This is a genomic window from Pantoea sp. SOD02, assembly GCF_024707505.1.
In the GTDB taxonomy this organism is placed as follows: Bacteria; Pseudomonadota; Gammaproteobacteria; order Enterobacterales; family Enterobacteriaceae; genus Pantoea; species Pantoea symbiotica.
In genome coordinates, this window is record NZ_CP102604.1 from 3,483,139 (window position 1) to 3,509,529 (window position 26,391).

At 56.2% G+C, this 26,391-nt stretch carries 20 protein-coding genes and 1 pseudogene; 8 read left to right on the plus strand and 13 right to left on the minus strand.

Translation table 11 applies throughout. From position 1 onward, the window contains the following. Position 1: 1 nt before the first annotated feature. The 3 genes from NR302_RS16055 to NR302_RS16065 form a co-directional block, all read right to left on the minus strand. Positions 2 to 991 (minus strand): ABC transporter substrate-binding protein, encoded by a 990-nt coding sequence (locus NR302_RS16055; protein ID WP_374990631.1) that lies wholly within the window; start codon positions 989 to 991, stop codon positions 2 to 4. A 25-nt stretch (positions 992 to 1,016) separates the two neighbouring features. Beyond that, positions 1,017 to 2,084, minus strand: a complete 1,068-nt coding sequence (locus tag NR302_RS16060; protein WP_258143929.1) for an ABC transporter ATP-binding protein — start codon at positions 2,082 to 2,084, stop codon at positions 1,017 to 1,019. A 274-nt stretch (positions 2,085 to 2,358) separates the two neighbouring features. Further along, on the minus strand, positions 2,359 to 4,059 hold the full coding sequence (locus NR302_RS16065; protein WP_258145207.1) for a lysophospholipid acyltransferase family protein: 1,701 nt from the start codon (positions 4,057 to 4,059) through the stop codon (positions 2,359 to 2,361). Positions 4,060 to 4,330: 271 nt separating this feature from the next. Between NR302_RS16065 and NR302_RS16070 the strand changes: the two genes are divergently transcribed. Then, complete coding sequence (locus NR302_RS16070) at positions 4,331 to 4,951, plus strand: response regulator transcription factor (protein ID WP_258143930.1); 621 nt, start codon at positions 4,331 to 4,333, stop codon at positions 4,949 to 4,951. Positions 4,952 to 4,986: 35 nt separating this feature from the next. Here the strand turns inward: NR302_RS16070 and NR302_RS16075 are convergent, their stop codons facing one another. The 6 genes from NR302_RS16075 to NR302_RS16100 form a co-directional block, all read right to left on the minus strand. Then, on the minus strand, positions 4,987 to 5,691 hold the full coding sequence (locus NR302_RS16075) for a proteasome-type protease (RefSeq protein ID WP_154192552.1): 705 nt from the start codon (positions 5,689 to 5,691) through the stop codon (positions 4,987 to 4,989). Between the two features lie 17 nt (positions 5,692 to 5,708). Beyond that, positions 5,709 to 6,509, minus strand: a complete 801-nt coding sequence (locus NR302_RS16080; RefSeq protein WP_008103316.1) for a transglutaminase family protein — start codon at positions 6,507 to 6,509, stop codon at positions 5,709 to 5,711. Continuing rightward, positions 6,506 to 7,435, minus strand: coding sequence for an alpha-E domain-containing protein (locus NR302_RS16085; protein ID WP_008103318.1), 930 nt, complete (start codon positions 7,433 to 7,435; stop codon positions 6,506 to 6,508). Before NR302_RS16085 ends, NR302_RS16080 begins: the two co-directional genes overlap by 4 nt. Then, complete coding sequence (locus NR302_RS16090) at positions 7,429 to 8,868, minus strand: circularly permuted type 2 ATP-grasp protein (protein ID WP_008103320.1); 1,440 nt, start codon at positions 8,866 to 8,868, stop codon at positions 7,429 to 7,431. The genes NR302_RS16085 and NR302_RS16090 overlap by 7 nt, the downstream gene beginning before the upstream one ends. A gap of 110 nt (positions 8,869 to 8,978) precedes the next feature. Further along, complete coding sequence (locus NR302_RS16095; RefSeq protein WP_258143931.1) at positions 8,979 to 9,593, minus strand: cupin domain-containing protein; 615 nt, start codon at positions 9,591 to 9,593, stop codon at positions 8,979 to 8,981. 304 nt (positions 9,594 to 9,897) lie between these two features. Continuing rightward, positions 9,898 to 10,677: an OmpA family protein gene (locus tag NR302_RS16100; protein ID WP_258143932.1), complete on the minus strand. Its 780-nt coding sequence runs from the start codon at positions 10,675 to 10,677 to the stop codon at positions 9,898 to 9,900. On the opposite strand from NR302_RS16100, the pseudogene NR302_RS16105 reads away from it, so the two are divergent. Together NR302_RS16105 and NR302_RS16110 are read left to right on the plus strand one after the other, a co-directional pair. Next, positions 10,676 to 12,388 (plus strand): annotated as a pseudogene (locus tag NR302_RS16105) (flagellar biosynthesis protein FlhA); the annotation flags it as partial. The gene NR302_RS16100 and the pseudogene NR302_RS16105 overlap by 2 nt on opposite strands. Positions 12,389 to 12,573: 185 nt before the next feature. Then, a complete protein-coding gene (locus tag NR302_RS16110; protein WP_008103330.1) occupies positions 12,574 to 13,056 on the plus strand; it encodes a YlaC family protein in 483 nt (160 codons plus the stop codon). On the opposite strand, the gene NR302_RS16115 is transcribed toward NR302_RS16110, so the two are convergent. The 3 genes from NR302_RS16115 to NR302_RS16125 form a co-directional block, all read right to left on the minus strand. Next, a complete protein-coding gene (locus NR302_RS16115) occupies positions 13,053 to 14,465 on the minus strand; it encodes a PLP-dependent aminotransferase family protein (RefSeq protein ID WP_258143934.1) in 1,413 nt (470 codons plus the stop codon). The two genes, NR302_RS16110 and NR302_RS16115, sit on opposite strands and share 4 nt — an antisense overlap. 83 nt (positions 14,466 to 14,548) lie before the next feature. Further along, entirely contained in the window at positions 14,549 to 16,639 is a 2,091-nt protein-coding gene (locus NR302_RS16120; protein WP_258143935.1) for a bifunctional diguanylate cyclase/phosphodiesterase, read from the minus strand. A gap of 156 nt (positions 16,640 to 16,795) precedes the next feature. Further along, positions 16,796 to 18,898 carry a bifunctional diguanylate cyclase/phosphodiesterase gene (locus tag NR302_RS16125; protein ID WP_258143936.1) on the minus strand — a complete coding sequence of 701 codons (2,103 nt, stop codon included), beginning with the start codon at positions 18,896 to 18,898 and terminating at the stop codon, positions 16,796 to 16,798. A gap of 548 nt (positions 18,899 to 19,446) precedes the next feature. Here NR302_RS16125 and NR302_RS16130 point away from each other — a divergent pair. Genes NR302_RS16130 through NR302_RS16150 form a run of 5 tightly spaced genes read left to right on the plus strand, consistent with a single transcriptional unit; the run spans position 19,447 to position 24,669 of the window. Continuing rightward, positions 19,447 to 20,016 carry a spore coat protein U domain-containing protein gene (locus NR302_RS16130; RefSeq protein WP_008103338.1) on the plus strand — a complete coding sequence of 190 codons (570 nt, stop codon included), beginning with the start codon at positions 19,447 to 19,449 and terminating at the stop codon, positions 20,014 to 20,016. A gap of 38 nt (positions 20,017 to 20,054) precedes the next feature. Beyond that, entirely contained in the window at positions 20,055 to 20,549 is a 495-nt protein-coding gene (locus tag NR302_RS16135) for a spore coat U domain-containing protein (protein WP_154155515.1), read from the plus strand. Positions 20,550 to 20,573: 24 nt separating this feature from the next. Then, a complete protein-coding gene (locus NR302_RS16140; RefSeq protein WP_374990648.1) occupies positions 20,574 to 21,272 on the plus strand; it encodes a molecular chaperone in 699 nt (232 codons plus the stop codon). Further along, positions 21,272 to 23,707, plus strand: a complete 2,436-nt coding sequence (locus NR302_RS16145; protein WP_258143937.1) for a fimbria/pilus outer membrane usher protein — start codon at positions 21,272 to 21,274, stop codon at positions 23,705 to 23,707. The genes NR302_RS16140 and NR302_RS16145 overlap by 1 nt, the downstream gene beginning before the upstream one ends. After that, complete coding sequence (locus NR302_RS16150; protein ID WP_154192636.1) at positions 23,704 to 24,669, plus strand: spore coat U domain-containing protein; 966 nt, start codon at positions 23,704 to 23,706, stop codon at positions 24,667 to 24,669. Before NR302_RS16145 ends, NR302_RS16150 begins: the two co-directional genes overlap by 4 nt. 33 nt (positions 24,670 to 24,702) lie before the next feature. Here NR302_RS16150 and NR302_RS16155 read toward each other — a convergent pair whose 3' ends face one another. Next, complete coding sequence (locus tag NR302_RS16155; protein ID WP_154155126.1) at positions 24,703 to 26,019, minus strand: MFS transporter; 1,317 nt, start codon at positions 26,017 to 26,019, stop codon at positions 24,703 to 24,705. Positions 26,020 to 26,391: the final 372 nt, after the last annotated feature.

Consider the following 26,391-nt stretch of genomic DNA (forward strand, 5'->3'; position numbering starts at 1 on the left):
CTTAGCCGCCGAACAGCGCGGTGAACTGATCGCGCACTGCCGCATCTTCTTTGATCGCTTTCGCCACGTCCGGCGACAGCAGCTTGATTTTGTTGATCGGCGTGAAGCCTTCCGGTGCTGAGACGCGATCATCCACCGGACGGTTGCCCTGCTCGACCACCAATTTCTGGCCTTGCTCGGAGAGCATAAAGTTGACGAAGGCTTTGGCGGCCGGCAGGTTGTGCGCAGTTTTCATGATGGCAACCGGCTCGGTGACATAGGAAACGCCCTCTTTCGGATAGACCAGATCCACCGGCGAACCCTTTTTCTTCGCCAGAATCACGTCGGCGTCGGTGATGATGCCGTACTTATCCAGCCCGCTGGCGACCGCTTTCAACGCCGGGCCGTTGCCGCCCTGCGGCGCAACGCCGATAGCCGCCAGCTTCTTATAGAAGCTCCAGCCAATCGACGGCGTGTTGATATCGGTGTGCAGCTTGTAGAGCGCCGCGCCGGAGTAGAGCGGGCTTGGCACCGCAATCTGCCCTTTATTGGCTTCCACCGCCAGCGCGTTCCAGCTATCAATCGGCTGCGCGTGCTGGGTGTTGTAAGCAATCACCGTGGCGATGATTTTAGTGCCAAAGAAGGTTTTGTCTTTATCGTAGAACGACGGATTGATGTGGCTGAGTGGCGCATCGCTGTAGCTATAAAGATGATTTTCGTTTTTCAGCGCGCCAAGGTTGATGGCGTCGGCAATCAGCAGCACATCCGGCTTGGCTTCGCCGCTCATCATTTCGGTACGCAGCACGTTCATTAACTGCGTGGTGCCGTTGCGCGTCCACTCGACCTGCACATTGGGATAGGCGGCTTTAAAGGCATCCATGGTTTGCTGGGCAATTTCCGGTGCCTGCGAGGTGTAAACCACCAATTTTCCTGCCGGTGCCTCGTCGGCAAAGCTGGCGGCAGAAACTAATAATCCACTGGCTAACATCAACACGTTGAACGACGTACGCATAGCATTTCCCTGAAGGTTTAAGAAGTTAAGAAGGAAGAATCCAGCCGTCGCGCACTGCCACACCTACAGTGGCATCGACAGCGGGTAAAGGTTGATCGGCCAGCAGCAGCGTAATGCTGCATTCCGGCGCATCCAGCGGCACCACATTCAGTTGGTGATGACCGCCGCGATAGATCACCCGCTGCACGCGTGCGACAAACTGCGGTTCGCCCGGCGCGGCTAAGTGGAAATCGACTGCATGAAAACTGGCTTGCGCCTGCGGCTGCGGGCGTTGATCCAGCGCGCAGCGCAACGGCACGCGCAGGCCGCACAGCGTGGCAAAGGCGCGGCCATCGCCAAGCGGCTCGATATCGCTGATCGGCAGCACTTTGCCGTCATCAATAAAGCGCGCGACCATGGCATTCGCCGGTTCACGCCACAGCGTTTGCGGCGTGGCGAACTGCATCACGCGGCCGGCATCCATCACCACGATGCGATCGGCCAGCGCCATCGCTTCATGTTGATCGTGGGTGATGTAGAGCAAGGTGGCGCGGCTGTGATGATGGAAGCGGCGGAACTCCTCTTCCATGGTGGCGCGCAGATGGACATCGAGGTTGGCGAGCGGCTCATCGAGCAAAACCAGCGTTGGCTGCGCGACTAAACAACGCGCCAGCGCCACACGCTGACGCTGGCCGCCGGAGAGATCGGCAGGACGACGTGCGGCGAACGCTTCTAATCCCACCAGTTCCAGCGCCTGCTGCGTGCGGCGCTCGCGATCGGCATGCGCTACGCCGTTGACTTTCAGGCTGTAGGAGACATTCTCCGCCACCGTCATATGCGGCCACAGCGCGTAGCTCTGGAATACCACGCCAAGCTGGCGATCTTCCGGTGGCAGATGCACGCCCGGCGCAGCGAAGCAGCGGTCGCCAACGTGGATTTCTCCGGCATCGGCGGTTTCAAATCCGGCCAGCAGGCGCAGCAAGGTGGTTTTGCCGCAGCCCGACGGCCCCAATACGGCGATGAATTCTCCCTGCGCAATCTGCAGCGAGATGTCTTGCAATACCGGCTGCGCCGCAAAGGATTTGCGCAGCCCGCGCAGTGTGATTGATGCCATGTTTCTGGCCTTTCGCTAACAGTCCGGCTAAGACCCTACGACACTGTGATGACGATTCCATGACATTGGGCTAGGTCGCCATAAATGGCGCCCCTACGAATGCATGCTTCAAACCAGGTCGCCATAAATGGCGACCCTACAAATGCTGGTATCCCGTCGTAGGGTCGCCATTTATGGCGACCGATTCACACAATGCAACCAACCAGGTCGCCATGAATGGCGACCCTACAAAAGTTCGGGTTCCGTCGTAGGGTCGCCATTCATGGCGACCGATTCAAAGGTGCATGCCGATATAGCGCTCATAACGCGCGGGCTTCACCCGCGTTAGATCCACTAGCACCAAACCATCGATACAGTTATTGAAATCTGGATCGCTGCCGAAATCGATAAACTGCACGCCGCCCGGCTCGCACACCTCGGAATATTGCTTGTAAAGCGTCGGAATGGCGGTGCCGAGGTTCGCCAGCAGATGCTTCAACCGCCGTAAATCTTCGCTGTAGTTATCGCCGGTGAATTGGGCCAGCACTTCCGGCAGCGAGGCCGGATAAGGGCGGCGCGAGGTGGCCAGCGGCAGTTCGGTGGGGAAATACATGCGATAGAACGCCACCAGCAGATCGCGCGCCGCCAGCGGCATGCCGCCCGAGATCGAGACCGGACCAAACAGATAGCGGGTTTCCGGATACCTGGCGATGTAGGCACCAATGCCCATCCACAAATAATCGAGGCCGCGTTTACCCCAATAGGCAGGCTGAATAAAACTGCGGCCCAGCTCCAGACCTTGATTGATGATTGGCAGCATGCGCTCGTCGTAGTGGAACAGGCTGTCGCTATAAATACCTTCCAGCCCACGGCGCTCCAGCTGCTCAGCGCCGGGAATAAAGCGATAGGCACCAACGATCTCCAGCGCATCGTCATCCCACAGAATCAGGTGATAGTAATCGTCATCGTATTTATCGAGGTCGCGACGACGGCCGCTGCCCTCGCCTACCGCGCGGAACGCCACTTCGCGTAAACGTCCAAGCTCACGCAGCAGCGGCACCCAGCTAGCGCCGTTACGTCGCCACAGGTAGATCTGCTTGCCATCCGGCAGCGTGCCGAGTCGCTCGCTCTCCATCAGCGCTTTTTTCAGCTCGGCGCGATCTTCCGGGCGCGCAATCGCCGCTTCGGTCTGGAACAGGCCACGCCGCCCTTGTCCAATGCGATACAGATGTTTGCGCAGCCGCTTCGCCAGCTCTTTGCCGGGCGTGTGGCCATCATGCCAGTTGGCAAACGGAATCTGCTCGCCAATATGCAGCTTGATGCGCGAACCGCGCTGGCGAAACATTTCGCGCACCAGCATCAATAACGCCAGCGGCGAGGCAATTTTGGCTGCGGCATAGAACGCCAGGCTGTTACGCCCCACCACATGCACCGGCACGATCGGTGCGCGAGCGCGCGCGGCGAGGCGTAAGAAGCTGTGATGCCAGTGACGATCGCGTACGCCACGGCTGGAAAGCCGTGACACTTCGCCCGCTGGGAAGATGATCAGCACGCCCTGATTATCGAGATGTTGCTGCATGTGCGTCAGCTGTTCGCGGCTGGTGCGGTTGCCCATGTTATCCACCGGCAGCATCATGTTGTTGATCGGTTCCAGCATCATCAACATGCGGTTGGCAACAATTTTCACATCGCGCCGCACCTGCGAAACCGCCGCCAGCAGCGCCAGGCCGTCCAGCGCACCGAGCGGATGATTAGCAACAATCACCACCGGGCCGCGCGTGGGAATCTGCTCTAAATCGCGTTCGCTCAGTTCACAACGCACATCCAGGTGCTCCAGCACTTGCTCCACCATATCCACGCCTTTCAGATGGCGATAGCGGGCGGCAAACGCCTGGAATTCATGTTCGCGAACCGCCCATTTCAGGGCTCTTTTCTGCCAGTTCGCCGGTTGATGGCCAGGCCAGTAAGTATCGAGAAGCTGATCAACTGAAAACATCATTCACCTTTTTATGCGCAGCGGTTTATCGCCTCGACGTTAAAACGGCTTGTTTTCAGATTTATGACTGCCGCCCAGTAAGAATGGATAAATCAGCAAGGCGCATTGTTCTAACGCATAAAAACCATCGATTGATCTTAAAAGGAGAAATTCAAGACATGGCTTAAATCTTAATGTTAAGCCCCGTGAATTAATCTGGTCACACCTCTGGTTGTGTTTTTTATGAGTGTTTTAACCCTTGGGTTTTTTCTTTTTTTTCTGGGCTACACATATGATTCATTCGGTATTTATTGTTGATGACCATCCGCTAATCTGTGCGGGTATTCAGGCACTATTAGATTCTTATCACTATGCAATTGTCGGCATTGCGCAGAAAGGAGATTTACTGATTACCGAGTTACACCAAATCCGTCCGGACGTTTTACTGCTTGATCTCACCATGCCCGGTCGTGCCGGTATTCCGCTGATTGCGGATATCAAGCGCACGATGCCAGAACAGAAAATCATCGTATTTACCGCATCAGAAAGTCTTTTTTATCAACGATGTTGCTTGCAATTGGGTGTTGAAGGTTATGTCTATAAGCGCGGGAATTTGGATACGCTGATAACGGCTATAAAAGAAGTGGAGCGAGGTAAACGCTTTTATCCCGTCACTCATGCCGCTGCTGACGCCGGCGAATTGATTGAAAGCGAGAAATTGATGAGTTTGACGCGACGTGAATTGATTGTTTTAGTCAAACTCGCGTCGGGAATGAGTAATAAAGAGATCGCTTCACAATTGCAGTTGAGTAGTAAAACTGTGAGTACCTATAAAATAAAAATCCTGCGCAAATTAGGATTGAAAGGGATTAGCGGAATTAATATGACTGCGAAGATGAATGAGTTAGTGTGAAAAGCCAGGTCGCCATAAATGGCGACCCTACTGAGTTAGAGCTTCAACGGCGGCAGCTGTGAAAAGACACTTAACAGGCCTTTACTCCACAGCTGACGAATTTGTGAAAAATAGGGATGATGTTCGGTGATGTGATATTGCTCGCTGTCACTGAAACTGTCGGTGCGATAGACCATCACATCCAGCGGTAAACCCACCGAAATATTACTCGCCAGCGTCGAATCCATCGAAATCAACGCGCACTGCATCGCCTGACTCAGCGGCGTTTCGTAACGCAGCACGCGGTCAATGATCGGTTTACCGTACTTACTTTCACCAATCTGAAAATACGGCGTATCGATGCTGGCTTCGATGAAGTTGCCCTGCGGGTAGATCTGGAACAGTCGCGGCTCCTCGCCACGAATCTGCCCGCCCAGCAGCAGCGTGCCGCCAAACTCTTCGCCATCGCGCTTGATCACCTCGCGCAGCGTTTCGCCCACCATCAGCGCAATGTCATACAGCGATCGTCCATTCAGTAAATTCGGTTGATCGTTATCGCCGTTGTTGCGTCGCAGCAGGCTCAGCACGCTCTGCGTGGTGGCCAGATTGCCGGCGCTTTGCAGCACCAGCGTGCGTTCATCATCGACCTGAAACACATGCAATTTGCGGAACGAGGAAATATGATCAACGCCCGCATTGGTGCGTGAATCGGATACAAAAATCATCCCTGACGATAAACGCATTGCCACACAATAAGTCATAGTCACGCCTGTTCTGATTACTGCTGCGCATGCACCTGAAGCACCGCAGCCACCGCCAGCATATCTTCACCGCCGCCGCCCAGCCGCATACCGCGCACCGGACACGCATCGAGATAATCCACGCCGACCGCCAGGCGTAAATGCTGGCGCGTGCTGCGAGTATTATTGGTGATATCAAAGCTGTGCCAACTGCCATCCAGCCAGGCTTCAACCCAGGCGTGAGTGGCGACGTGCTCAACGTTTTCAGTATAGAGATAGCCGCTTACATAGCGCGCCGGAATCCCTAAACTACGACAGCAGGCGAGAAACACGTGACTGTGATCCTGGCAAACGCCGCTGCCGGCGGCAAATACTTTCGTGGCGGCATCAGTGACCAGAGTGCTACCGGGACGATACGGCATCTTCAGCAACAGTTCATCCATGAGTTTTTCCAGGCTAGCCAGCGGTTTTTCCGGTCGCCAGTAGCGCTTGGCGAACTCACGGATTTCACCGTCAGGCTGCGTCAGCGGCGATGAGCGCAGAAACACCAACGGCGACAATAACGATTCAGGATCGGGCGCCCATTCGCCATCATCAAGGATCTCCACCACACCACGCGCGGCGATATCCAACTGCTGATGCGGCGTATCCAGCGTCAGCACATGCATCACATTGCCGTACGCATCCTGCGTGCAGGTGGCTTCACACGGCAGCTCGAGATCCCACGAGATTATCTGCTGATGCACCGAATTTTGCGGCGTCAGGCGCAGATATTGGGTGCTGAGTGTCACCTGATGCTCGTAGGCGTAACGGGTTTTATGCTCGATGTTCAGTCTCATTTCGCCTCCAGATAGGTGTGATTAATGCTGTCTGCCAGCGCATTCAGGCGCGTCAGGAATTCATTGAGCCAGTGATACAAGCCTTCCTGTGTCAGGCTTTCCCAGGTACTGAAGCGCATCTCGGCCAGCAGCACGGTGATCAAATAGCGCGGGCGATCTTCGCCGCTGCTGCCGATGTTCTCTAACTGCGTGGCGATCTCATCAATACAGGAGTGCAGCGATCGCGGACTTTCGCTGCGCAGGATCAGCATCTCATTGACCAGATCGGGCAACAGCTGCTGCTTGAAGATGGCGTTGTAAGCTTCACGCGCCGATACCGCGCGCAATAAGGTGTCGAGGCAATAATACTCGCGTACAGAATCCGACTGCTGCTCAAGCAATTGCTGATTCACGCTCAGCAAACGCGCGGTGCCGTCGCTGCGCTCCATCAAGGTGCCGATACGGATAAAACTCATCGCATCGCCGCGCAGCAAGGTGCCGAACATCGCGCCACGAAACAGGTGCGAGCGCTCTTTCACCCAATCGAAAAAGGTGTCGGCGTTAGCGCTAGTAATGCCGCGCCGCCGGGTGTTGCGCATCTCAATCCACGTCGAGTTGATGCTCTCCCACACTTCCGACGACAAACTGCCGCGCACCGCATGCGCGTTGTTCCACGCCTCCTGCCAGCAGCTAAAAATGCTGCACGGATTGCGGTCGTCGAGGGCGAAGAAGTTGAACAGCTGCGGCATGGTGAAGCGGCCATTCAGGGTTTCAAACAGTTCACGTGTGCCGGTGAGATTGAGCGGCAGCAGCAGCTCATCGCCCTGGCTGCCGCGAACCGGCATTAATGACAAACGGTTGGTCACGTCCAACACGCGTGCGAGTTGTTCTGCGCGTTCGAGATAGCGCGCCATCCAATAAAGGCCACTGGCCGTGCGGCTTAGCATGATGCGTCATCCTCCAGAACCCACGTGTCCTTGGTGCCGCCGCCCTGAGACGAGTTCACCACCAGCGAGCCTTCGTTCAGCGCCACGCGGGTTAAACCGCCGGGCACCAGACGAATATCCGCGCCGCACAGCGCAAACGGACGCAGATCGATATGGCGCGGCGCGAGGCCGTTATCGATAAAGGTCGGGCAAGTCGAGAGCGACAGCGTGTCCTGCGCGATGTAGTTTTCTGGCCGCGCTTTGAGGCGATCGCGGAAATCACTCAGCTCCTGCTGGCTCGCCACCGGCCCAATCAACATGCCGTAACCGCCCGCGCCGTGTACCTCTTTCACCACCATTTTCGCCAGGTTGGCGAGCACATAGGTGAGATCCTGCGGTTTGCGGCATTGCCAGGTCGGCACGTTATTGAGGATCGGATCCTCGTCGAGGTAGAAGCGGATCATGTCCGGCACATACGGGTAGATCGATTTGTCATCGGCGACGCCGGTGCCGATCGCGTTCGCCAGCACCACGTTGCCAGATCGATATACCGATAATAAGCCCGGCACGCCGAGCATCGAATCCGGGCGGAACGCCAGTGGATCGAGGAAGGCATCATCCACGCGGCGATAGATCACATCGACTTTGCACGGCCCGGCTGTGGTACGCATCATTACTGCGCCATCTTTCACAAACAGATCGGCGCTCTCCACCAGCTCAACGCCCATCTGCTGCGCAAGGAAGCTGTGTTCAAAGTAGGCGCTATTAAAGCGGCCCGGCGTCAGCACCACCACCACCGGATCGTTAACCGGCGAACTTTCCCGCAGGGTTTGCAGCAGATGCGAGGGATAACGCTCAACCGGCGCGATGTGCTGACCGGCGAACAGTTCCGGATAGAGGCGCATCATCATCTTGCGGTTCTCCAGCATGTAGGAGACGCCAGACGGCGTGCGCAGATTGTCCTCCAGCACGTAATATTCGCCATCGTTATTGCGCACCATATCCACGCCGACAATGTGCGCGTAGATATTGCGATGCAGATCGACGCCTTGCATACAGGGCTGATATTGATCGTTCACCAGCACCTGTTCGGCAGGCACGATGCCCGCTTTGAGGATCAGTTGCTGATGATAGATGTCGTGCAGGAAGGCGTTGAGGGCCTGCACGCGCTGGCGAATGCCGCGATCGAGCATTGCCCACTCGCTGGCAGGAATAATGCGCGGCACGCTGTCGAAAGGAATTAAACGTTCCGCGCCGCCATCATCACCGTAAACGTTAAAGGTGATACCGACGCGATGAAACAGCAGTTCCGCCTCTTCGCGCTTGCGCGCCACTGCCTCTTTGTCCGCCTGTTGTAACCATTCCCAGTATTGCTGGTAGTGAGCGCGGTGTTGGCCATCGCTCAGCAACATCTCATCATAGAAGTGCGATGCTATCTGGTAGCTTTCTTTCATGATTTACCCGGCGCTTGTCTAGAGATATTTCTCTCCTGCACAAACTGTGCCAGAGGCTTGCCCCCGGCATGGCACACGCGCCGCGTAGATGGAAATGGCTGTTTTGCACTTTACTGGTGCATCAGCTGCTGCGCGATTGGCAGCCAGATCTCCGTCATCGCGCCTTCGCCACCGGTAAAGGGATCGCGGTGCGGCAGTGGAACATGCTGGATCTTCTCCTTCGACGCACGTAAACGCGACGGCTCATCACGCACGGTTTCCGGGGACATGCCTTCAGGATAGGCGCCAACGGTGAAAAAATCCTCTGAGGCAAATACCTGTTTATGGCCGACGCCCGCGGGGATCAGCACCGCATCGCCTTCACGCAACGTCACCATGCGACCGCTGTCGCCGCCGAACAGTACTTCCGCCCAACCGGCAGCCACGCCCAGCACTTCATGGGTGTTCGGGTGATAGTGCGTATACGGGAAGATCGGCGCACGCCACGCGGCGGGCCAACCGTTGCGGGTAAAGGTGGTTTCAAACCAGGCCGCGCTGTCTTCGGTTGGATTTTCAGCGTCATACGGCACGATGCCGGGCCAGATGATCAGCGGCAGCGGGCTGTTGGGCACGCCGCCGGAGGGCAGCGATAGCATCAGATGTTGCGGATTGCTGGAGGATCCAGCAGAAAAGGTGCCGGCGGCGAAAGACATCAGTAACAGCAGGCTGGAGTGGTTGGCAGTCATACTCTTTCTCCGGTTAATCACGATGCTTAATTGTGGCTTACCAAAGCGGCATTGCAATGTGCGCCCGGCAACAAAATTCACAAAAAAGAATGATTTAGCTAACTAAAGTCAAATTTATTGGCAACATAATTAACATGGCGTGCGGGTGATTGATGGTCGCCATAAATGGCGCCCCTACGGTGATTTTCGTAGGGTGCGCATTTATGCGCACCTGGCCGCAAAACGCACAAATCTCAAACGAAAAAAAACCGGTGGATTTCGCCACCGGTAGAATCAAAAAAAGCGATTCAAAGGCACTGACAGGTTATCGCAGGCGCTCAGCGATGGGTTTCACAACGTTCTCCCCTTCGCGGCCATAAAATTGGAATAAGGTTTCAGCAGCGGCATCGGTTAACACCAGAATTTCGATGCGACGATTGCGCGCACTCATTGGATCGTCATGATCGCGTGGCATGCGTGACGCCATGGCGTTGACCTGCAACACGCGCGCACTTTCCAGCCCGCCACGCTCCAGCGCACGGCGTGCCGCCAGCGCACGATCGCCAGACAAGTTCCAGTTGTTGTAAGCGGCGTTGCCGTTGTACTGCGCGGCATCCGTGTGGCCGCTGATCATGATTTTATTGTCGATGCGGTTAAAAACCGGACCGAGTTCGGTCAGCAATTTCTGGAAGAACGGGGTTAACACCGCGCTACCGCGTGGGAACATCATGCGATCCTGATCGTCCTGAATCAGAATGCGCAGCCCCTGCGGCAAAGTTTCCAGCATCAGATAATTTTGCGCGTTATAGCTGTTGATCATCCGCTGCAGCTGGCTATGTAACAGCGCCAGTTCCGCATCCGAGCGTGACAGCACGCTGTCTAAATCTTCCTGCGGTTGGTTGCCGGCGCTTAAGCTGATGTCATCCTGTGATGCACTCACTGACGCCGCTTGCGTTGGAGGAGAAATCGCCATGGTTTCGCCGATAATTGCCGATCCTCGCGAATTTTCAACATCGAACGGATTGAAGCCGGAGCCCTCAAATACCGAAGTACCGTTTAACTGCGCGACGATCTCTTTGCGTTCTTCCTCGCTGACCGAGCCCATAATCAACTTTGTGGTGGTGACCAAAGGTGCCGAGCGTATCTCCGAAGTGTCGGCGCGCTTTACCCTCGATGCGTTGCCGGGCAAACAGATGGCGATCGATGCCGATCTGAATGCCGGTTTGATCAATCAGGAACAGGCCGGTCTGCGCCGCAAAGATGTCGCTAACGAAGCTGACTTCTACGGTGCGATGGACGGTGCCTCTAAGTTCGTGCGTGGTGATGCTATCGCCGGGATCATGATCCTGATGATCAGCGTGATCGGCGGGATCTTGATAGGCATGTTCAAGCACGGTTTACCGGCGGGACAAGCGTTTGAGCAATATGTCCTGCTGACCATCGGTGATGGTTTGGTGGCACAGATTCCATCGCTGCTGCTCTCAACCGCAGCGGCTATTATCGTGACGCGCATCAGTGATGGCGCGGACATGGGCGATGACATCAAGACGCAGCTGCTGGCGCGTCCGGGCACGCTGTATACCGCCGCCGCCGTGATGTTTGTGCTGGCGATTGTGCCGGGTATGCCGCATATGGTGTTCCTGATCTTTACCGCCATGCTGCTGTTCGCCGCCTGGCGTCAAAGTCGTAACGTGAAAGCACCGACGCAAGATCACAACGATATGGCAGCGATCAACCAGGCGCTGACGCAGCCGGAAGATCAGCCCGCCATCGGTTGGGACAATATCCCGATGGTTGAGCCGATCGGCCTGAATCTCGGCTACAAGCTGGTGACGCTGGTGGATAAAGGCAAAGGCGCACCGCTGACGCTGCGTATGCGCGGCGTGCGACAAGTGGTATCAGAAACCAGCGGCGTGCTGCTGCCAGAAATTGCGCTGCGCGAAGATTTCCACCTCAAACCGGCGCAGTACGCGATTAAGATCAACGGTGTGCGTACCGCTGTCGGCGAAGTGCATGCCGATCGTTTAATGGCAATCCCCACGCCGGAACAGTACGGTGAGATCGATGGCGTATTGGATACCGATCCTGCTTACGGCATGGCGGTAACGTGGATTCTGCCCGAGCAGAAAGCCAAAGCGCTGAACCTCGGTTATCAGGTGGTAGATTGCGCCAGCGTGGTAGCCACCCATGTGAATAAAGTGGTGCGTGAGAATCTGCCCGAGCTGTTTAACTATGATGACATTACCCAGCTGCATCAGCGTCTGGCGAATGTGGCGCCTAAGCTGTCTGAGGATGTGAATGCGGCGGTGAACTACAGTTTGCAGCTGAAAGTGTATCGTCTGCTGCTGAACGATCAGGTCTCGCTGAAAGACATCACCACCATTGCGACGACATTGCTGGAGAGTGCGGCGATCACCAAAGATCCAATCCTGCTGACTTCCGATGTGCGCTATGCATTGCGCCGTGCGATGGTGGCGGCGATTGCGCCAGACAATAAACCGTTGTCGGCGTATACGCTGGAGAACAGTCTTGAGAACCTGCTGCTGGCGGCGCTTAATCAGGCGCAGCAAGCCGGCAAAGTGGCGCTGGATAGCTTCCCGGTGGATCCGAATATCCTGACGCAGCTGCAGAGCACGCTGCCGGTGATGATGGAGCAGCTGAAAGCGCAGAACCTGACGCAAGTGCTGCTGGTGACGCCGCAGCTGCGTCCTCTGATCGCGCGCTATGCACGTCTGTTTGCTAACGGGCTGAATGTGCTGTCGTATAACGAAGTGCCCGATGAGGCGAATTTGCAGATTGTGGGTCAGGTGAGTTAGCAAATGCCTGACCGTTGCATTTTTCGGTCACCATAAATGGCGACCCTACTCATGTTTGATACGGTTTTTGTAGGGTGCGCATTCATGCGCACCTCAACTGTTATAAAAAATCACACCAAATCTGTCTCTAATTCGCTTCACTGTTATGTGCTTTACTGGCAGGCAGTGATAATTAGAGGTGAACAATGGACGCGATCAAACAAATTCTGCTCGACGAAATCGCCACGCTGAACCGTGAAGGGCAGCGTGATAATTTGCCGCGCTTTAGCTTTTCCTTCCTCAAAACCCATCCGGGACTCTGGGCCATCATGTATCTGTGCTACGCGCTGTGCGTGGCGCTGATCTTCTCAACTGACATGCTCGGCTGGCCGGCTTTCTGGTTTGCCACGGCGTTTGTGGTGGTGATGAGCGTGCTGATGCTGATGGATATCAACCCGAAATATCGCTTCGAAGATATCGATACGCTGGATCTGCGCGTGTGCTACAACGGCGAGTGGTATTACGTGCAGCCGGTTTCGCAGCAGGCGCTGGACAAAATTCTCGATAATCCGCACACGCCGGATCGCGTGCGCAGCGGCATTGATCGTCTGATGAAGCAGAAAGGTGAAGTGGATTTCTACGACGTCTACTATCTCACCTGGGGCCACCAGCAGGCGGCCCACGTTTAACCGTTTAACCCGGCAATCAGTTTTCCCAACGTCTCTACCGCCGTTTCGGCGCGTGCATCCCACGGCCAGGCGGTGTTAAAGCGGAAACAGTGACTGAAACCTTCGCTGCTGGAAAACAGCTGGCCGGGCGCGATGCTAATCCCCTGCTGCAACGCCAAATGATAGAGCTCTGTGGTATTGATCTGCGCAGGCAGCGCAACCCAGAGAAAATAGCCGCCCGGCGTGTCGCTGATGCTGGCATCGGCAGGTAATACGCGGCGCAGCGCCTGTTGCGCCAGCTGCTTACGCTTTGCCAGCGTCTGACGCAGCTTCTTTAAATGGGTATCGTAGCTGCGCGTGCTGAGGAAATCGGCGAGCGCCAACTGCATCGGAGCACTGGTCGATAGCGTGCTCATCAATTGAATACGCTGCACGCGCTGCGCGTGTCGTCCTGCTGCCACCCAACCGACGCGAAATCCCGCCACCAGATTCTTCGAAAAACTGCCGCAGTGCAGCACGTTGCCGTCGCGATCAAAGGCTTTGGCCGGCAGCGGTTTGTCATGGCCTTCATACAGATCGCCATACACATCGTCTTCAATCATCGCTACGTTGTAGCGCGCCAGCAGTGCCACCAGCTGCTGCTTGCGCTCGGCGCTCAGGGTAAAGCCGAGCGGATTTTGCCGGTTGGTCATCAGCCAGCAGGCTTTCACCGGCCAGCGCTGCAGCGCCTGCTCCAGCTCCTGCAGATCCATGCCGTGTTCCACATCGCTGGCGATGGCAATCGCGTTCAACTTGAGACGTTCAATCGCCTGCAGCGCGCCATAAAACGACGGGTTTTCGAGGATCACCCAATCGCCAGGTTCAGTGACCGCTTGCAGGCTCAGATTGAGCGCTTCCATTGCACCGTTGGTGATGACGATGTCATCCGGCGACAGCGTGATGCCCTGCTGCGCATAGCGCTGGGCGAGAATTTTACGCAGCGCTTCATTACCTGGCGGCAGGTTGTTGAGTGCATCGGTGGGCTTCAGGTTGTGCGAGACTTTAACCAGCGAGCGCATCAGCTGGCGCTGCGGGAAGAGTTCGGGATCGGGAAAGGCGGAGCCAAACGGCATGATGGCGGGATTGCGCGTGGCCTGCAGCACGTCAAACACGAAGCTGTTGGTATCGGCCTGATCGGTTTTAGCGATCTCCTGGGTTGGCAGGCGAGGACGGCTCTCGGCGGCACGCGGCGCCACGTAGTAGCCAGATTGCGGCTTTGAGACGATCCAGCCCTGACTCTCCAGCACTTCATAGGCGTGCATCACCGTCATCAGGCTTAATCCGCTTTGTTCCGCCTGCTGGCGTAAAGATGGCAGTTTTTCGCCCGGCGGCCAGATGCGGGCCTCGATTTGCGTGCGAAGCTGCTCCACCAACTGCTGATATTTCGCCACCCTAACTCCGATGTAGAGGATTTGGCGGCTAGTTTCCCTCACCCTAACCCTCTCCCGCAAGCGGGAGAGGGAATGAATCGGCGTTAAGGCATGCGCTCCAGCTCTAACACTTCTTCGTAGAAATTCGGTAGCTCAGCAATACGCTCCGGCGGAACCGGTTTACCCAGCAAATAGCCCTGCAAGGTATCGCAGCCCAAGCCGGTGAGGAACGCCTGCTGATCCTGAGTTTCCACTCCTTCAGCCACCACTTTCAGGTGCAGCGACTGCGCCAGCGCAACAATCGCGGAAACGATGGTGGCATCTTCGGAGTGCGCCTGCAGTTCGTTAACGAAGGCGCGATCAATTTTTAGCTCGCTGGCCGGTAACCGCTTGAGATACAACAAGCTGGAGTAGCCAGTGCCGAAATCATCAATCGAGGCTTTCACGCCCATATTGGTGAGCTCGGTGAGGATACGCACGCTCTCTTCGGGATCGCGCATCGCCGTGGTTTCGGTGACTTCCAGCGTCAGCAGCTCAGCCGGAATCTGGTGCTGCGCCAGCGCCTCGGTAACGGTTTCGACCAGGTTATTCTGCTCAAACTGCAGCGCCGAGAGGTTAACCGCCACCGACCAGTGCGGATGGCCTTGCAGATGCCAGGAACGCAGCTGGCGACAGGCTTCGTTGATCACCCAGTTGCCGATGTTAATGATCATGCCGGTCTTTTCCGCCATCGGCAGGAAGGCGTCCGGTGCCAGCAAGCCGCGTGAAGGATGCTGCCAGCGCAACAGCGCTTCAAAGCCAAGGATCGGGCCGCTCGGCGCGCAATATTTTGGCTGGTAAAACAGGCGTAACTCTTCGTTGTCCAGCGCTTGCCACAGATCGTTGTTCAGCTGCAATTGCGACTGCGCCAGCGTGTTCATCGACGGCTGGAAGAAGGTGTAACCATTGCGACCATTGTTTTTGGTGTGATACATGGCGGCATCGGCGTTGAACATCAGTTCGCGCTCATCTTTGCCATCGCCCGGATAGACCGCAATACCGATACTCAGCGACACCACCAGCTCATAGCGCGAGATATCGAACGGACGATCCACCGCTTTCACCAGCGTATCGGCAACTGCTGCGGCATCGTTGGGATCATCAATTTCCAGCAGCAGTACAAACTCGTCGCCGCCCATGCGCGCCAGCGTGTAGTGCCCTTTCATCTGTTCGGTCATGCGCTCAGTCACACCGATCAGCAAATTGTCGCCAACGTGGTGACCAAAGGCGTCGTTAACTGCTTTGAAGCCGTCGAGATCCATAAACATCAGCGCAAACTGCGACTTCTCGCGGTTGGCTTTATTGAGGGCTTGTTCGAGGCGATCTTCCAGCAAAATACGGTTGGGTAAGCGCGTCAGGTTATCGTGCAGCGCCAGCTGCGCTAATTCGCGGTTGGCCTCGGCCAGCGAATGGGCAAGGATGGAAGTGCGTGCCTGCAGACGCGCATCCAGCATCGAGACCAGCAAGGTAATGCCGAGGATCGCCAGCGTTACCACTGTCACCACAATCGCCAGCCAGTTGCTGTTAACGCCCATTTGCGTCGCGTGGCTGTGCATCGGGAAGTTGGCCGCCGCCATGCCGGTGTAGTGCATACCCGCAATCGCGCAGCCCATCACCACCGATGCGCCTAAACGCAACACGGTGACGCGGCCGTGGCCTTCGCGCAGGTTAAACGCCAGCCATAGCGCGGCACCCGACGCCACCAGCGCAATCGCCACCGATGCCGCCACCCAACCCCAATTCCAGGTGATGCCGGGCGCAAACATCAGCGCCGCCATGCCGGTGTAATGCATCGCCACCACGCCGGAACCCAGCACCAATGCGCCGCCGCACAGTCGCGGCCACGGCAAGGTCGGCGTTGAACACACCAGCCACAGCGCAAATACCGACGCCAGCACCGCCACCACCATTGAGGTGACGGTAAGTGTGGGATCGTAGCTCATCACCATATCGACGCTCATCGACAGCATGCCGATGAAGTGCATCGCCCAGATGCCGACGCCCATAGCGAATCCACCGCCAAATAACCAAACCAGCGCCACCTTGCCAGTTGAGGAAGCCACGCGTCCTGCCATATCTAGTGCAGTAAACGAGGCCAGCATTGCCACCAGGATCGAGACGATGACGGTAAACGAGTCGTACGAAGTCACTAACATAGTGATTTCCCAAGTAAAAGCCGGTTTGAGTCAGCTGTGGTGTTGTTGTTAAAAGTGAGATCTATTGGTTTTATTGTAGGAATTATCGGCAGCGTAACTGCCGATCTGAGTTTTTGAACGATGAAACCTTCCGATGCGGAAGAAAATAAAAACTGTTTATTGCGCGCCAGCCAGCGGCACCACGTTATCGCTAAACGCCAGCGGCACGGTAAGCGCAGCGGTAAATTCACCGATGCGATCGGCTGGCGTGGGCTTGCCGAGCAGATAACCTTGCAGTGTGTCGAAGCCTAAACCAGTGAGCAAACGCTGCTGTTCTTCTGTTTCGACGCCTTCCGCCACCATGCGCAAGTTGAGCGTTTGCGCCAGCGTCAACATCGCTGTCACCACCGTGGCGTCTTCACTGCCGGCGCGCAAACTGTTGATAAAGGCGCGGTCGATTTTTAGCTCGCTGGCTTCAAGATGTTTCAAATGCAGCAAGTTGGCGTAGCCGATGCCGAAGTTATCGATCGCCACTTTCACCCCAAGACGATGCAGCTCGGCAATGCGTTGCTGGCTGAACTGCGGATCGCGCATCGCGATGTTCTCGGTAATTTCCAGCATCAACGCCCCTTCCGGGATCTGATGGTGCTGCAACGCCTGACGCAGGCTCTCAATCAAATCGCGCTGCTGGAATTGCAGAGCTGAGAGATTGACCGACACCGTCCAGTCGCCGTTGCCTTCATCGTGCCACTGCCTGAGCTGGCGGCAGGCTTCGTTGATCACCCAGTTACCCAGCGCGACAATTTGCCCGGTTTTCTCGGCGCGCGCCAGGAACATATCCGGCATCAGCAAGCCGCGACGCGGATGCTGCCAGCGCAGCAGCGCCTCAAAACCGATTAATACCGTGCCGCCCGCGCGGAATTTTGGCTGATAGAACAGGCGCATCTCATGATATTCCAGCGCGTTCCACAAATCGTTGGCCAGCGCCAGCTGATGCTGCGCCACCGCGCTCATCGCCGGTTCAAACAGACACCAGCCGTTACGGCCACTGTGTTTGGTGTGATACATGGCGGAATCGGCGTTGAACATCAGCTCCTGCTGGCTGCGGCCATGCAGCGGGAAGATAACAATGCCAACGCTGAGCGAGACGCGCAGCGAATAGCGATCGAGATCGAAAGGCGCATCAATCACCTGTACCAGCCGCTGCGCCAGTTTGGTGGCTTGATGAAGATGGAATTGCGGACACAGCAGCACGAATTCATCACCGCCCAAACGCGCCAGCAGAATCTCTTCACTCAGTTCATCCCGCAAGCGATCGGCTACGGCAATCAGTAAGCGGTCGCCGACGTGATGGCCCCATGTATCGTTAATGGCTTTGAAACCATCGAGATCCATGAACATCAGCGCAAAATTCTCATCCTGCAGCGTCGCCTGTTTGATCTCCGTGGTGAGTTGCTGCTCCAGCATCACGCGATTTGGCAGCGCGGTGAGGTTGTCATGCATCGCCAGCTGGCGCAGCTCGCTGTTAGCGCGCTTGAGTTTGGCGGCGAGACGCGCGGCGCGTAGCTGCGCATCCAGCATCGAAATCAGCAACATCAGCCCGAGAATACTCAGCGTGATAATCGTGACCCACACCGCCAGTCCCTCTTCACTGGCACCGTGATGCTGCATGCTCACCGGCATAACGAACTCTGCCGCCGCCATGCCGGTGTAATGCATTCCGGCAATCGCAATCCCCATCACCAGCGCCGCACAGGCGCGCAGTAACAACAGGCTTTCACCCTGACGCAGATGAAACGCCAGCCATAACGCCGCGCCCGATGCGGCATAGGCAATCAGCACCGAGAGCGCTACCAGCGGCAGATTCCAGTTAATGGGGGTTTCAATCATCAGCGCGTTCATGCCGAGGTAATGCATGACAATGATGCCGCTGCCCATGATCAGGGTGCCGCGCACCAGGCGTCGGCGGGTGAGATGACTGCCCTGCACGCCCTGCGCAAAAGCGAAGATGGCGGTGATAATCGCCACCAGCAATGAGATGGCGGTGAGCTCGACGTCGTAGCGCATGGTCATTGGCATCATCATCGCCAGCATGCCAATAAAGTGCATCGCCCACACGCCGATGCCCATCGCGGTGCCTCCGCCGATCAACCACAGTTTTGCCAGACAGCCGCGTGAAACGGCAACGCGCCCGGCGGTATCTAAGGCGGTAAACGCGGCAATGAAGGCCACGATCAGTGAAACGGTAACCAGAACGCTATCCCAGGTAACCAGCAGCATGTGCGCTCCTAAATTCCACCCGCTGCGGAGCAGGTGCGGTGTCGTCAAATTAGAACAAGGATGATAAAGCGCCGATCAAGGGCGATTAATGACCGCCTGCGGCGAAACTCAACAAAAAGTCGATCCAGACAAATCTGGAGTCGTCGTGCGGATTTTTTTTATTTTCATCGTCAGTCGTTAAGCGAAAAATTAATAATATCTGATTAATGCACGAACATAACATTGAACCGAAGCGCGCGGTAGAGGGAGAAATCATCGGCTGTTTAGTTTTTTTAACCGCTCGCCACCCCTTGTGATTACTGAGTTATCGGCGAAAAGTGTGAATTGATTAGGGAAAAATTGAACCATCGGCGTACAAGGGCCGATTTGCTGATCTATAGTAAAGAAAACTGATATAAATCATTAATCCACCATCTAGGATTTTTCTTAGATGGCAGGCGCTTACGCAGTCGAGCCGATTGCGGCTCTTGTTTGATTTCGGATGTATTTCCATAAATGTATGACCAGGTGAAAAAGCACTGACCTTGGATAATCAGTAAGGAATGATTATGAAACTCAAGCTTTTTCTTGTGGCTACTAGCCTAAGCGCCGCGCTAGCCCCTACTGCTGTTTTTGCCGCCACCACAACGGGAACCATCAATGCAACGTTGACGCTGACCACCGGTTGTTTGGTGAACGGTCAATCGGCAACGACAGGGGTGAACTTCGGTACCCTGAACTTTGGTAGCAGCGCAGCCACCTTTGATACCCTCAACGCCACGCTGGTCGGCGCCTCGGGTAACGGCATCTTTGTCCGCTGCACCACCGGACAAACCTTTAACGTGCAGGTCACCAGCAGTAATGCCGCTCCGGCGACCATTTACGGCACGGTGAGCGGCCAGCCACGCTACCTGATCCTCGGCTCCAACAATACGCAGGGCATTGCCTATACGCTGTATAGCGACGCCGCCTTTACCACTGCTATCGCCAACAACACCAATATTGCCGCCAGTGGCACCACGGATCCGACGCTCGGTACCAACTACGCCATTTATGGTCGCGTGGTGGGCGGCGGCTTTAACCCGTTGATTCCCGCAGGCACCTACACCGACACCATTAACGTGGCGGTGAATTACTGAGGGAAAGGATAATCAGGGTGGCCGTGGTGCAGCGGTTGATGCACAGTGCAGGCGGCCTTGCCCTGCTGATAGGGAGCGTCTCCGCCTGGGGGTTGCCCACTGCAACGTTTCAGGTTTCAGCATCAGTAGTGGCAGGCTGTGTTGTCTCCGGTACCAATACCGGGGTCTTTGGCACGCTTGATTTTGGAACGCAGTCTGGCGTGGCTTCCAACAGCGTTAGCGCTAGCTATGTGCAAAGTACCACTATCACTCTCGCCTGCACGCCAGGCACCGCCGTGAGCATGAGCATTAACGGTGGCAACAATTACACCTCCACGCGCAACCTCAAAAATACCAGTAGCACCAATACCGTGGCTTACAGCCTCTTTACGAATGCCGCGCATACCGTGGCGATCCCGGTGAGTAGCGCTGTGGCGTTGAGCTACAGCAATGCCAATAACATCACTTTGCCGATTTACGGCTTATTAACGCTGCCCGGCCCCACGCGCGCCGGGACTTATACCGACACCTTAACCGTCACGCTGAGTTGGTGACGGCGTCAATAAGAAGGATGAATGATGATGAACCTGCGCGCCCTGATTCTGTTGTTATGCGTGGCACTAACGCCTGCGGCACACGCCGCCAATTCACTGATGGTGTGGCCGATCGATCCGGCAATCGATCCGCAAGATAAAGCCAGCGAGCTGTGGCTGGAAAACCGTGGCAACGCCACCACCATGATGCAGGTGCGTATCTTCAGCTGGCAGCAGGTCAACGGTCAGGAGCAGTATCAAACCCAGCAGCAAGTGGTGGCGAGCCCGCCAATGGTACGGCTTGAGCCAGGGCAAAAGCAGCTGGTGCGTTTAATCAAGCAAACGCCGCCCGAAGCCGGACGTGAGATGTCCTATCGCGTGGTGCTGGATGAGATCCCCACGCCGCGCACGCCGGGCGAGAATCAGGCTGGACTGACGTTCCAGATGCGCTACTCAGTGCCGCTATTCATCTATGGCGACGGCGTAACACGCGACACGGCGAAACCGCAGCTGAGCTGGCAGGAAGTGAACAGCGGCGGCAAGCGCTGGCTGGAGCTGACCAATCACGGTAACGGCCACGCGCGTTTAAGCAACGTCACCATTGGCGGACGCAGAATGGGCAACGGCTTGTTTGGCTATGTGCTGGCCAACAGCAGCAATCGCTGGCCGTTAACCAGCAGCGTGAGCGGTGAACTGTCGGCCGAAATGAACAAAGGACACTGGAGCAGCGCTGCCGCGCGTTGATGAAGTTAACGCCGCATCCCTGCGCGCTGGCCGTTGCCAGCGTGCTCTGTATCAGTCCGATGAGTAGCAGTGCGGAAACTTTCTCCGAACTGCCACCGCCGCCTGCGCTGGAGAATAACGCCAGCGGTCAGCAATACATGCTGGAGCTGGTGGTGAATCAAGGCGAACGCGGCGACATCGTGCCGGTTGAACGCAAGAACGGTGATTTCTGGCTGCGACGCGGCGATCTGCAACGCGCCGGTATTCCGGCCGAGAAACTGCAGGGGCAGCGGATCGATATCAATCAACTGAGCGGAGCGAAAGTGGAGTATGACGAACGACGCCAGCGCCTGTTATTGACGGTGCCGCCCGCCTGGCTGCCGGGTCAAACCATTGGCCAACTGCAGAATGCACCGCGATTTCCCGGCCGCGCCAGCAACGGCGCCCTGCTCAATTATGACTTCTACGCCACGCGTACCGATAACGCCGGTTCGCGCCTCTCCAGCTGGAATGAATTACGCTTCTTTGGCCCGGTTGGGCAGTTTTCTACCAACGGTGTTTATGTGCAGCAACTGGAAGGTGGCGTTGCCGGTCAGCAGGAAGGCTACATCCGCTACGACACCTGGTTCAGTAATGAAAACGAGAATGCGGCGATCAGCTGGCGCGCCGGCGATTTGGTTACAGATGCGTTGAGCTGGAGCAACAGCGTGCGGCTGGGAGGCGTGCAGATTGGCCGCGACTTCAGCGTGCGTCCGGATCTGGTGACCTATCCGCTGCCGGCGTTTTCCGGCCAGGCGGCGGTGCCCTCTTCGGTAGACCTGTTCATCAACGGTTACCGCAGCACGCAGGCCGATGTGCAGCCGGGTCCGTGGTCGCTCACTAACGTGCCTTTCGTTAACGGCGCTGGCGATGCGGTGATCACCACCACCGATGCGGTGGGCAGACAAGTCACCACCACGCTGCCGTTTTACGTCTCCAGCAGTTTGCTGAAGAGTGGGTTATCCGATTACTCGTTCTCCGCCGGTGCCATTCGCGAAAACTACGGCATCAACAATTTTGATTATGGCGCGGCGGCGGCCAGCGGTTCGTATCGCTACGGTATCAACGATTGGCTAACGCTGGAGAGTCACGCAGAAGGCAGCGACAGCGTGGCGATGGGCGGCGCAGGTGGCCTGGTGAAGCTCGGCAGTTTTGGCGTGGTGAATGGTGCGCTGGCACAAAGCCAGATGGACGGCAATCCTGGTACGCAATACAGCTGGGGCTATCAGTACAACAACAGCTGGTTCAGCCTCGGAACTCAGCACATCATTCGCAGTGCCGATTTCGGCAACCTCGCGCTGGTTGGCAGTCGTGGCGACAGCGCGAACACCAGCTATTCGCTGGCACGACGCAGCGCGCAGTACACTGCCAGCGTGTCGCTGAATGATTACGGCAGCCTGGGATTGGCCTATTTTGATATCTCCGGCGGCAACGGTGACCGCACACGTTTACTGAATCTGTCGTGGAGTAAAAATCTGTGGGGCAACAGCAGTTTGTACATTTCCGCCAGCCGCGATCAGGAGCAGGGCAACTGGAGCGGCGCGATTTCGCTGGTCATCCCGTTTGGCGAGCAGAGCAGCGCCTCGGTCAGCACCGAACGCGATCAGGAGGGCAATAACAGCCAGCGTCTTTATGTATCGCGTGCCATGCCAACCGACGGTGGCTTCTCCTACGATGCCGCGTGGGCCAATCAAGCCAGCGACAGCGGCGATTATCGCCAGGCCAGCCTGCGTTATCGCAACAACAAAATTGATACCTCAGCCGGTTTCTATGGCGACAACGACAACACCACGCAATGGGCCGATTTCACTGGTTCGGTGGTGTTGATGGATAACCGCGTGTTCGCTGCCAACGATATCAACGATGCCTTTGTGATGGTGAAAACCGATTATCCCGACGTGACGGTGCGTTATGAAAACCAGACCATGGGCCGCACCGATAAACAAGGCTATCTGCTGGTGCCCTCAATCAGCAGCTATTACGGCGCGAAGTACGATATCGATACGCTGGATCTGCCTGCCGATCGTACCGCGCCGAAGGTCGAACAGCGCTTTGCGGTGAAGCGAAAGAGCGGTTATCTGCTCAACTTCCCGGTCGAGCGCCTACGCGCCGCCAGCGTGGTACTGCATGACAGCAACCATCAGCCGCTGCCGATTTCCAGCCAGGTACTTCGTCCGAATCAGGCCACCGAATATGTCGGCTGGGACGGCATTGTGTGGATGGAAGATCTCGCTGCCAGCAACCCGATTCACGTGGTGACGCCAGATGGACGCAGTTGCGATACGCAATTGGACATCAGTGACGGCCAGCCAAAAGCGCTGGAAACCTACGGACCGCTTACCTGCCCGCTGCCACCGCCGCCGCAAGGTTCGGCGGTGAGTAGCGCGGATAATTCACAGTCAGGGATTTCACCATGAGAAAGCTTCTGCTCCTGCTGGCGCTATTTATATTGCCGGGTACCAGCTATGCGCTTTGTACCTTATCAGCGCCTACTGCGACCTTTGGTTCGGTCACCACATTTTCGGTGGCTTCGACGGTGAATAACACCTCCAGCACCACCAACGTGAATTGCGGCTCTGGCACGCTTTCGCTGTTGGGCTCCGATAACATCACCTATGCCTTTACCACCGCCTCTAACCTCAGCGGCACACGCGCCGTGTTGAAAACCGCCAGCGGCGGCACCGATAACATTCCGATTCAGATGTGTATCGACAGCGCCTGTGCCACCGAATTACAGCAGGGCGGCAGCTATCGCTGGAGTTCCGCATCGCTGCTGGCGTTGGGTAGCACCCTTAACTTTAATATTCCGCTCTACTTCCGCACCCTTACCGGACAGGTGATCGCCGCCGGCACCTATACCACCACCATCACGCTGACCGTGAGTTATACGGTGTGTGCCGGGTTGAACGTGGGGGGATTGTGCGTGGGAACGGTACAGAGCAGCACCGGTACGGCGATGCCGATTACCGTGAATCTGGTGGTTACCAACGACTGCACCACCATCACCGCGCCGAATGTTAGTTTCGGCAGCGCACCTTTGGTGGGCAGTTTCTCAACCGTGCAGCAGACGATTAACGTGGTGTGTTCGAAGGGCAGCACTTATACCGTGGGCCTGAGCAACGGCAGTTACTACAGCGGCACCACGCGGCAGATGGCGAGCGGAACCAACCGGTTGGCGTATGACATCTACAAAGGCACCACCACCACCTCGCGCTGGGGACCGACCGGCACCGATCGCTGGAGCAGCACCACCTCGACCTCGTTGAATGCGGATACCGTGACGCGCAACTTTACCTATACGGCGCAGATTTTGACGACGCAGAATACGCCAGCGGCGGGGAATTACACCGATAGCGTGGTGGTGGATGTGTCGTTTTGAGAGAGGAGGTCGCCATGAATGGCGACCCTACGGTTATGCGCTGACTGCCGCGGTATTATGTCGTGACTGATATTGCTTCACCATACGACCAATCAGCAGCGTACCGACCAGCCCGCACACTGCCGCAAATGACAGCCACACGCCCGGCATCGCTTTATCACCGGTGGCATGAATCAGGTAGCTCGACACCGCTGGCGTAAAGCCGCCAAACAGCGCGGTTGCCAGGCTGTAGGCGAGTGAGAAGCCCGAAGCACGCACTTCTGCCGGCATGATCTCAGCCAGATAAACCACCATCGCGCCGTTGTAGCTGGCATACAGGAATGACAGCCACAGCTCGGCCTCAACCAGACGGGCAAAGGTCGGCGCGCCCACCAGCCAATGCAGCACCGGCCAGGTGGTAAGAATCATCAAGATAGTGCAGACAATCAGCAGCGGACGACGGCCAACGCGGTCCGACAAAGAACCCATCACCGGCAGCCAGAACAGGTTGGAGATGCCGACAAACAGCGTCACCAGGAAGCTCTCCTTGTCGCTCATCATCAGCACCGTTTTGCCGAATGTCGGGGTAAACGCGGTGATCATGTAGAACATCACGGTGGTGGTGACCACCATCAACATCCCCGCCAGCACTAACGCCCAATTCTGCCCGACTGAACGCATAATCTGGCTCATGGAAGGATGATGTTTGCGCTGGCTGAAGGCTTCGGTCTCTTCCAGCATGCGACGAATGTAGAACAGGAACGGCACGATCATACATCCCACCACAAACGGAATACGCCAGCCCCATTCGGTGACGGCGTCTTTCGCCAACAGATGATTTAGACCCAAACCGAGCAGTGCAGCGAAGATTACCGCAACCTGCTGGCTGCCCGATTGCCAGCTGACATAAAAGCCTTTGCGCCCTTTCGGCGCCACTTCGGCCAAATAAACCGACACGCCGCCCAGCTCAACACCCGCTGAGAAACCCTGTAATAAACGACCGAGCAGAATCAGAATCGGCGCGGCAGCACCCAACGTGGCGTATCCGGGCACCAACGCAATGGTTAAGGTACCAATCGCCATTAAGCCGAGCGTTAACAGCAAGCCTTTACGACGGCCGTGATGGTCGATGTAAGCGCCGAGAATAATCGCGCCGAGCGGGCGCATCAGGAAGCCTGCGCCGAAGGTCATCAGCGTGAGCATTAAAGAGGCAAAGGGATCATCGCCGGGGAAAAAGGTTTTGGCGATCGCGGTAGCGTAATAGCCAAATACCATGAAATCGTACATCTCAAGGAAGTTACCGCTGGTAACGCTAAAGATGGTTTTGGCACCGCCTTGCGACGACTTTTGTAAAGAGTGACTCGAGCTCATATTGTCCTTCCTGGTTTTTCTTCCGTTTTAACGTGCCGGGCCAGGAATAAACGTGATCTTCTTCACCATTGCAGTTTACAAATGCATGACCAATAGTAACCAAAGATTAACAAATTCATTTAACTAGCAATAGGAATATGTTTAAAAAATTTATATATTTACTTATCAAAAACCTGATAATAATCAGCGATATTATATTTAAAAGTACTATTAATCATAATTTAACAATTTAAATACCAAAAAATGGTCAATTCATTCCCCACAGAAATAAGTTAACAAAACAAATGAATTCGAGACTTGTCTCGTTTGAGGTTATCCCTTCCACTTTTAAGCTTGAACCGCTCAACGGCAATTAGGCCGTGGCTAACTTAG

What these genes read in the sequence shown, in the direction of transcription:
- NR302_RS16055 (WP_374990631.1), bottom strand. Translation starts at nt 991, where the DNA reads ATGCGTACGTCGTTCAACGTGTTGATGTTAGCCAGTGGATTATTAGTT.
- NR302_RS16060 (WP_258143929.1), bottom strand. Translation starts at nt 2,084, where the DNA reads ATGGCATCAATCACACTGCGCGGGCTGCGCAAATCCTTTGCGGCGCAG.
- NR302_RS16065 (WP_258145207.1), bottom strand. Translation starts at nt 4,059, where the DNA reads ATGTTTTCAGTTGATCAGCTTCTCGATACTTACTGGCCTGGCCATCAA.
- NR302_RS16070 (WP_258143930.1), top strand. Translation starts at nt 4,331, where the DNA reads ATGATTCATTCGGTATTTATTGTTGATGACCATCCGCTAATCTGTGCG.
- NR302_RS16075 (WP_154192552.1), bottom strand. Translation starts at nt 5,691, where the DNA reads ATGACTTATTGTGTGGCAATGCGTTTATCGTCAGGGATGATTTTTGTA.
- NR302_RS16080 (WP_008103316.1), bottom strand. Translation starts at nt 6,509, where the DNA reads ATGAGACTGAACATCGAGCATAAAACCCGTTACGCCTACGAGCATCAG.
- NR302_RS16085 (WP_008103318.1), bottom strand. Translation starts at nt 7,435, where the DNA reads ATGCTAAGCCGCACGGCCAGTGGCCTTTATTGGATGGCGCGCTATCTC.
- NR302_RS16090 (WP_008103320.1), bottom strand. Translation starts at nt 8,868, where the DNA reads ATGAAAGAAAGCTACCAGATAGCATCGCACTTCTATGATGAGATGTTG.
- NR302_RS16095 (WP_258143931.1), bottom strand. Translation starts at nt 9,593, where the DNA reads ATGACTGCCAACCACTCCAGCCTGCTGTTACTGATGTCTTTCGCCGCC.
- NR302_RS16100 (WP_258143932.1), bottom strand. Translation starts at nt 10,677, where the DNA reads ATGGGCTCGGTCAGCGAGGAAGAACGCAAAGAGATCGTCGCGCAGTTA.
- NR302_RS16110 (WP_008103330.1), top strand. Translation starts at nt 12,574, where the DNA reads ATGGACGCGATCAAACAAATTCTGCTCGACGAAATCGCCACGCTGAAC.
- NR302_RS16120 (WP_258143935.1), bottom strand. Translation starts at nt 16,639, where the DNA reads ATGTTAGTGACTTCGTACGACTCGTTTACCGTCATCGTCTCGATCCTG.
- NR302_RS16125 (WP_258143936.1), bottom strand. Translation starts at nt 18,898, where the DNA reads ATGCTGCTGGTTACCTGGGATAGCGTTCTGGTTACCGTTTCACTGATC.
- NR302_RS16130 (WP_008103338.1), top strand. Translation starts at nt 19,447, where the DNA reads ATGAAACTCAAGCTTTTTCTTGTGGCTACTAGCCTAAGCGCCGCGCTA.
- NR302_RS16135 (WP_154155515.1), top strand. Translation starts at nt 20,055, where the DNA reads ATGCACAGTGCAGGCGGCCTTGCCCTGCTGATAGGGAGCGTCTCCGCC.
- NR302_RS16140 (WP_374990648.1), top strand. Translation starts at nt 20,574, where the DNA reads ATGATGAACCTGCGCGCCCTGATTCTGTTGTTATGCGTGGCACTAACG.
- NR302_RS16145 (WP_258143937.1), top strand. Translation starts at nt 21,272, where the DNA reads ATGAAGTTAACGCCGCATCCCTGCGCGCTGGCCGTTGCCAGCGTGCTC.
- NR302_RS16150 (WP_154192636.1), top strand. Translation starts at nt 23,704, where the DNA reads ATGAGAAAGCTTCTGCTCCTGCTGGCGCTATTTATATTGCCGGGTACC.
- NR302_RS16155 (WP_154155126.1), bottom strand. Translation starts at nt 26,019, where the DNA reads ATGAGCTCGAGTCACTCTTTACAAAAGTCGTCGCAAGGCGGTGCCAAA.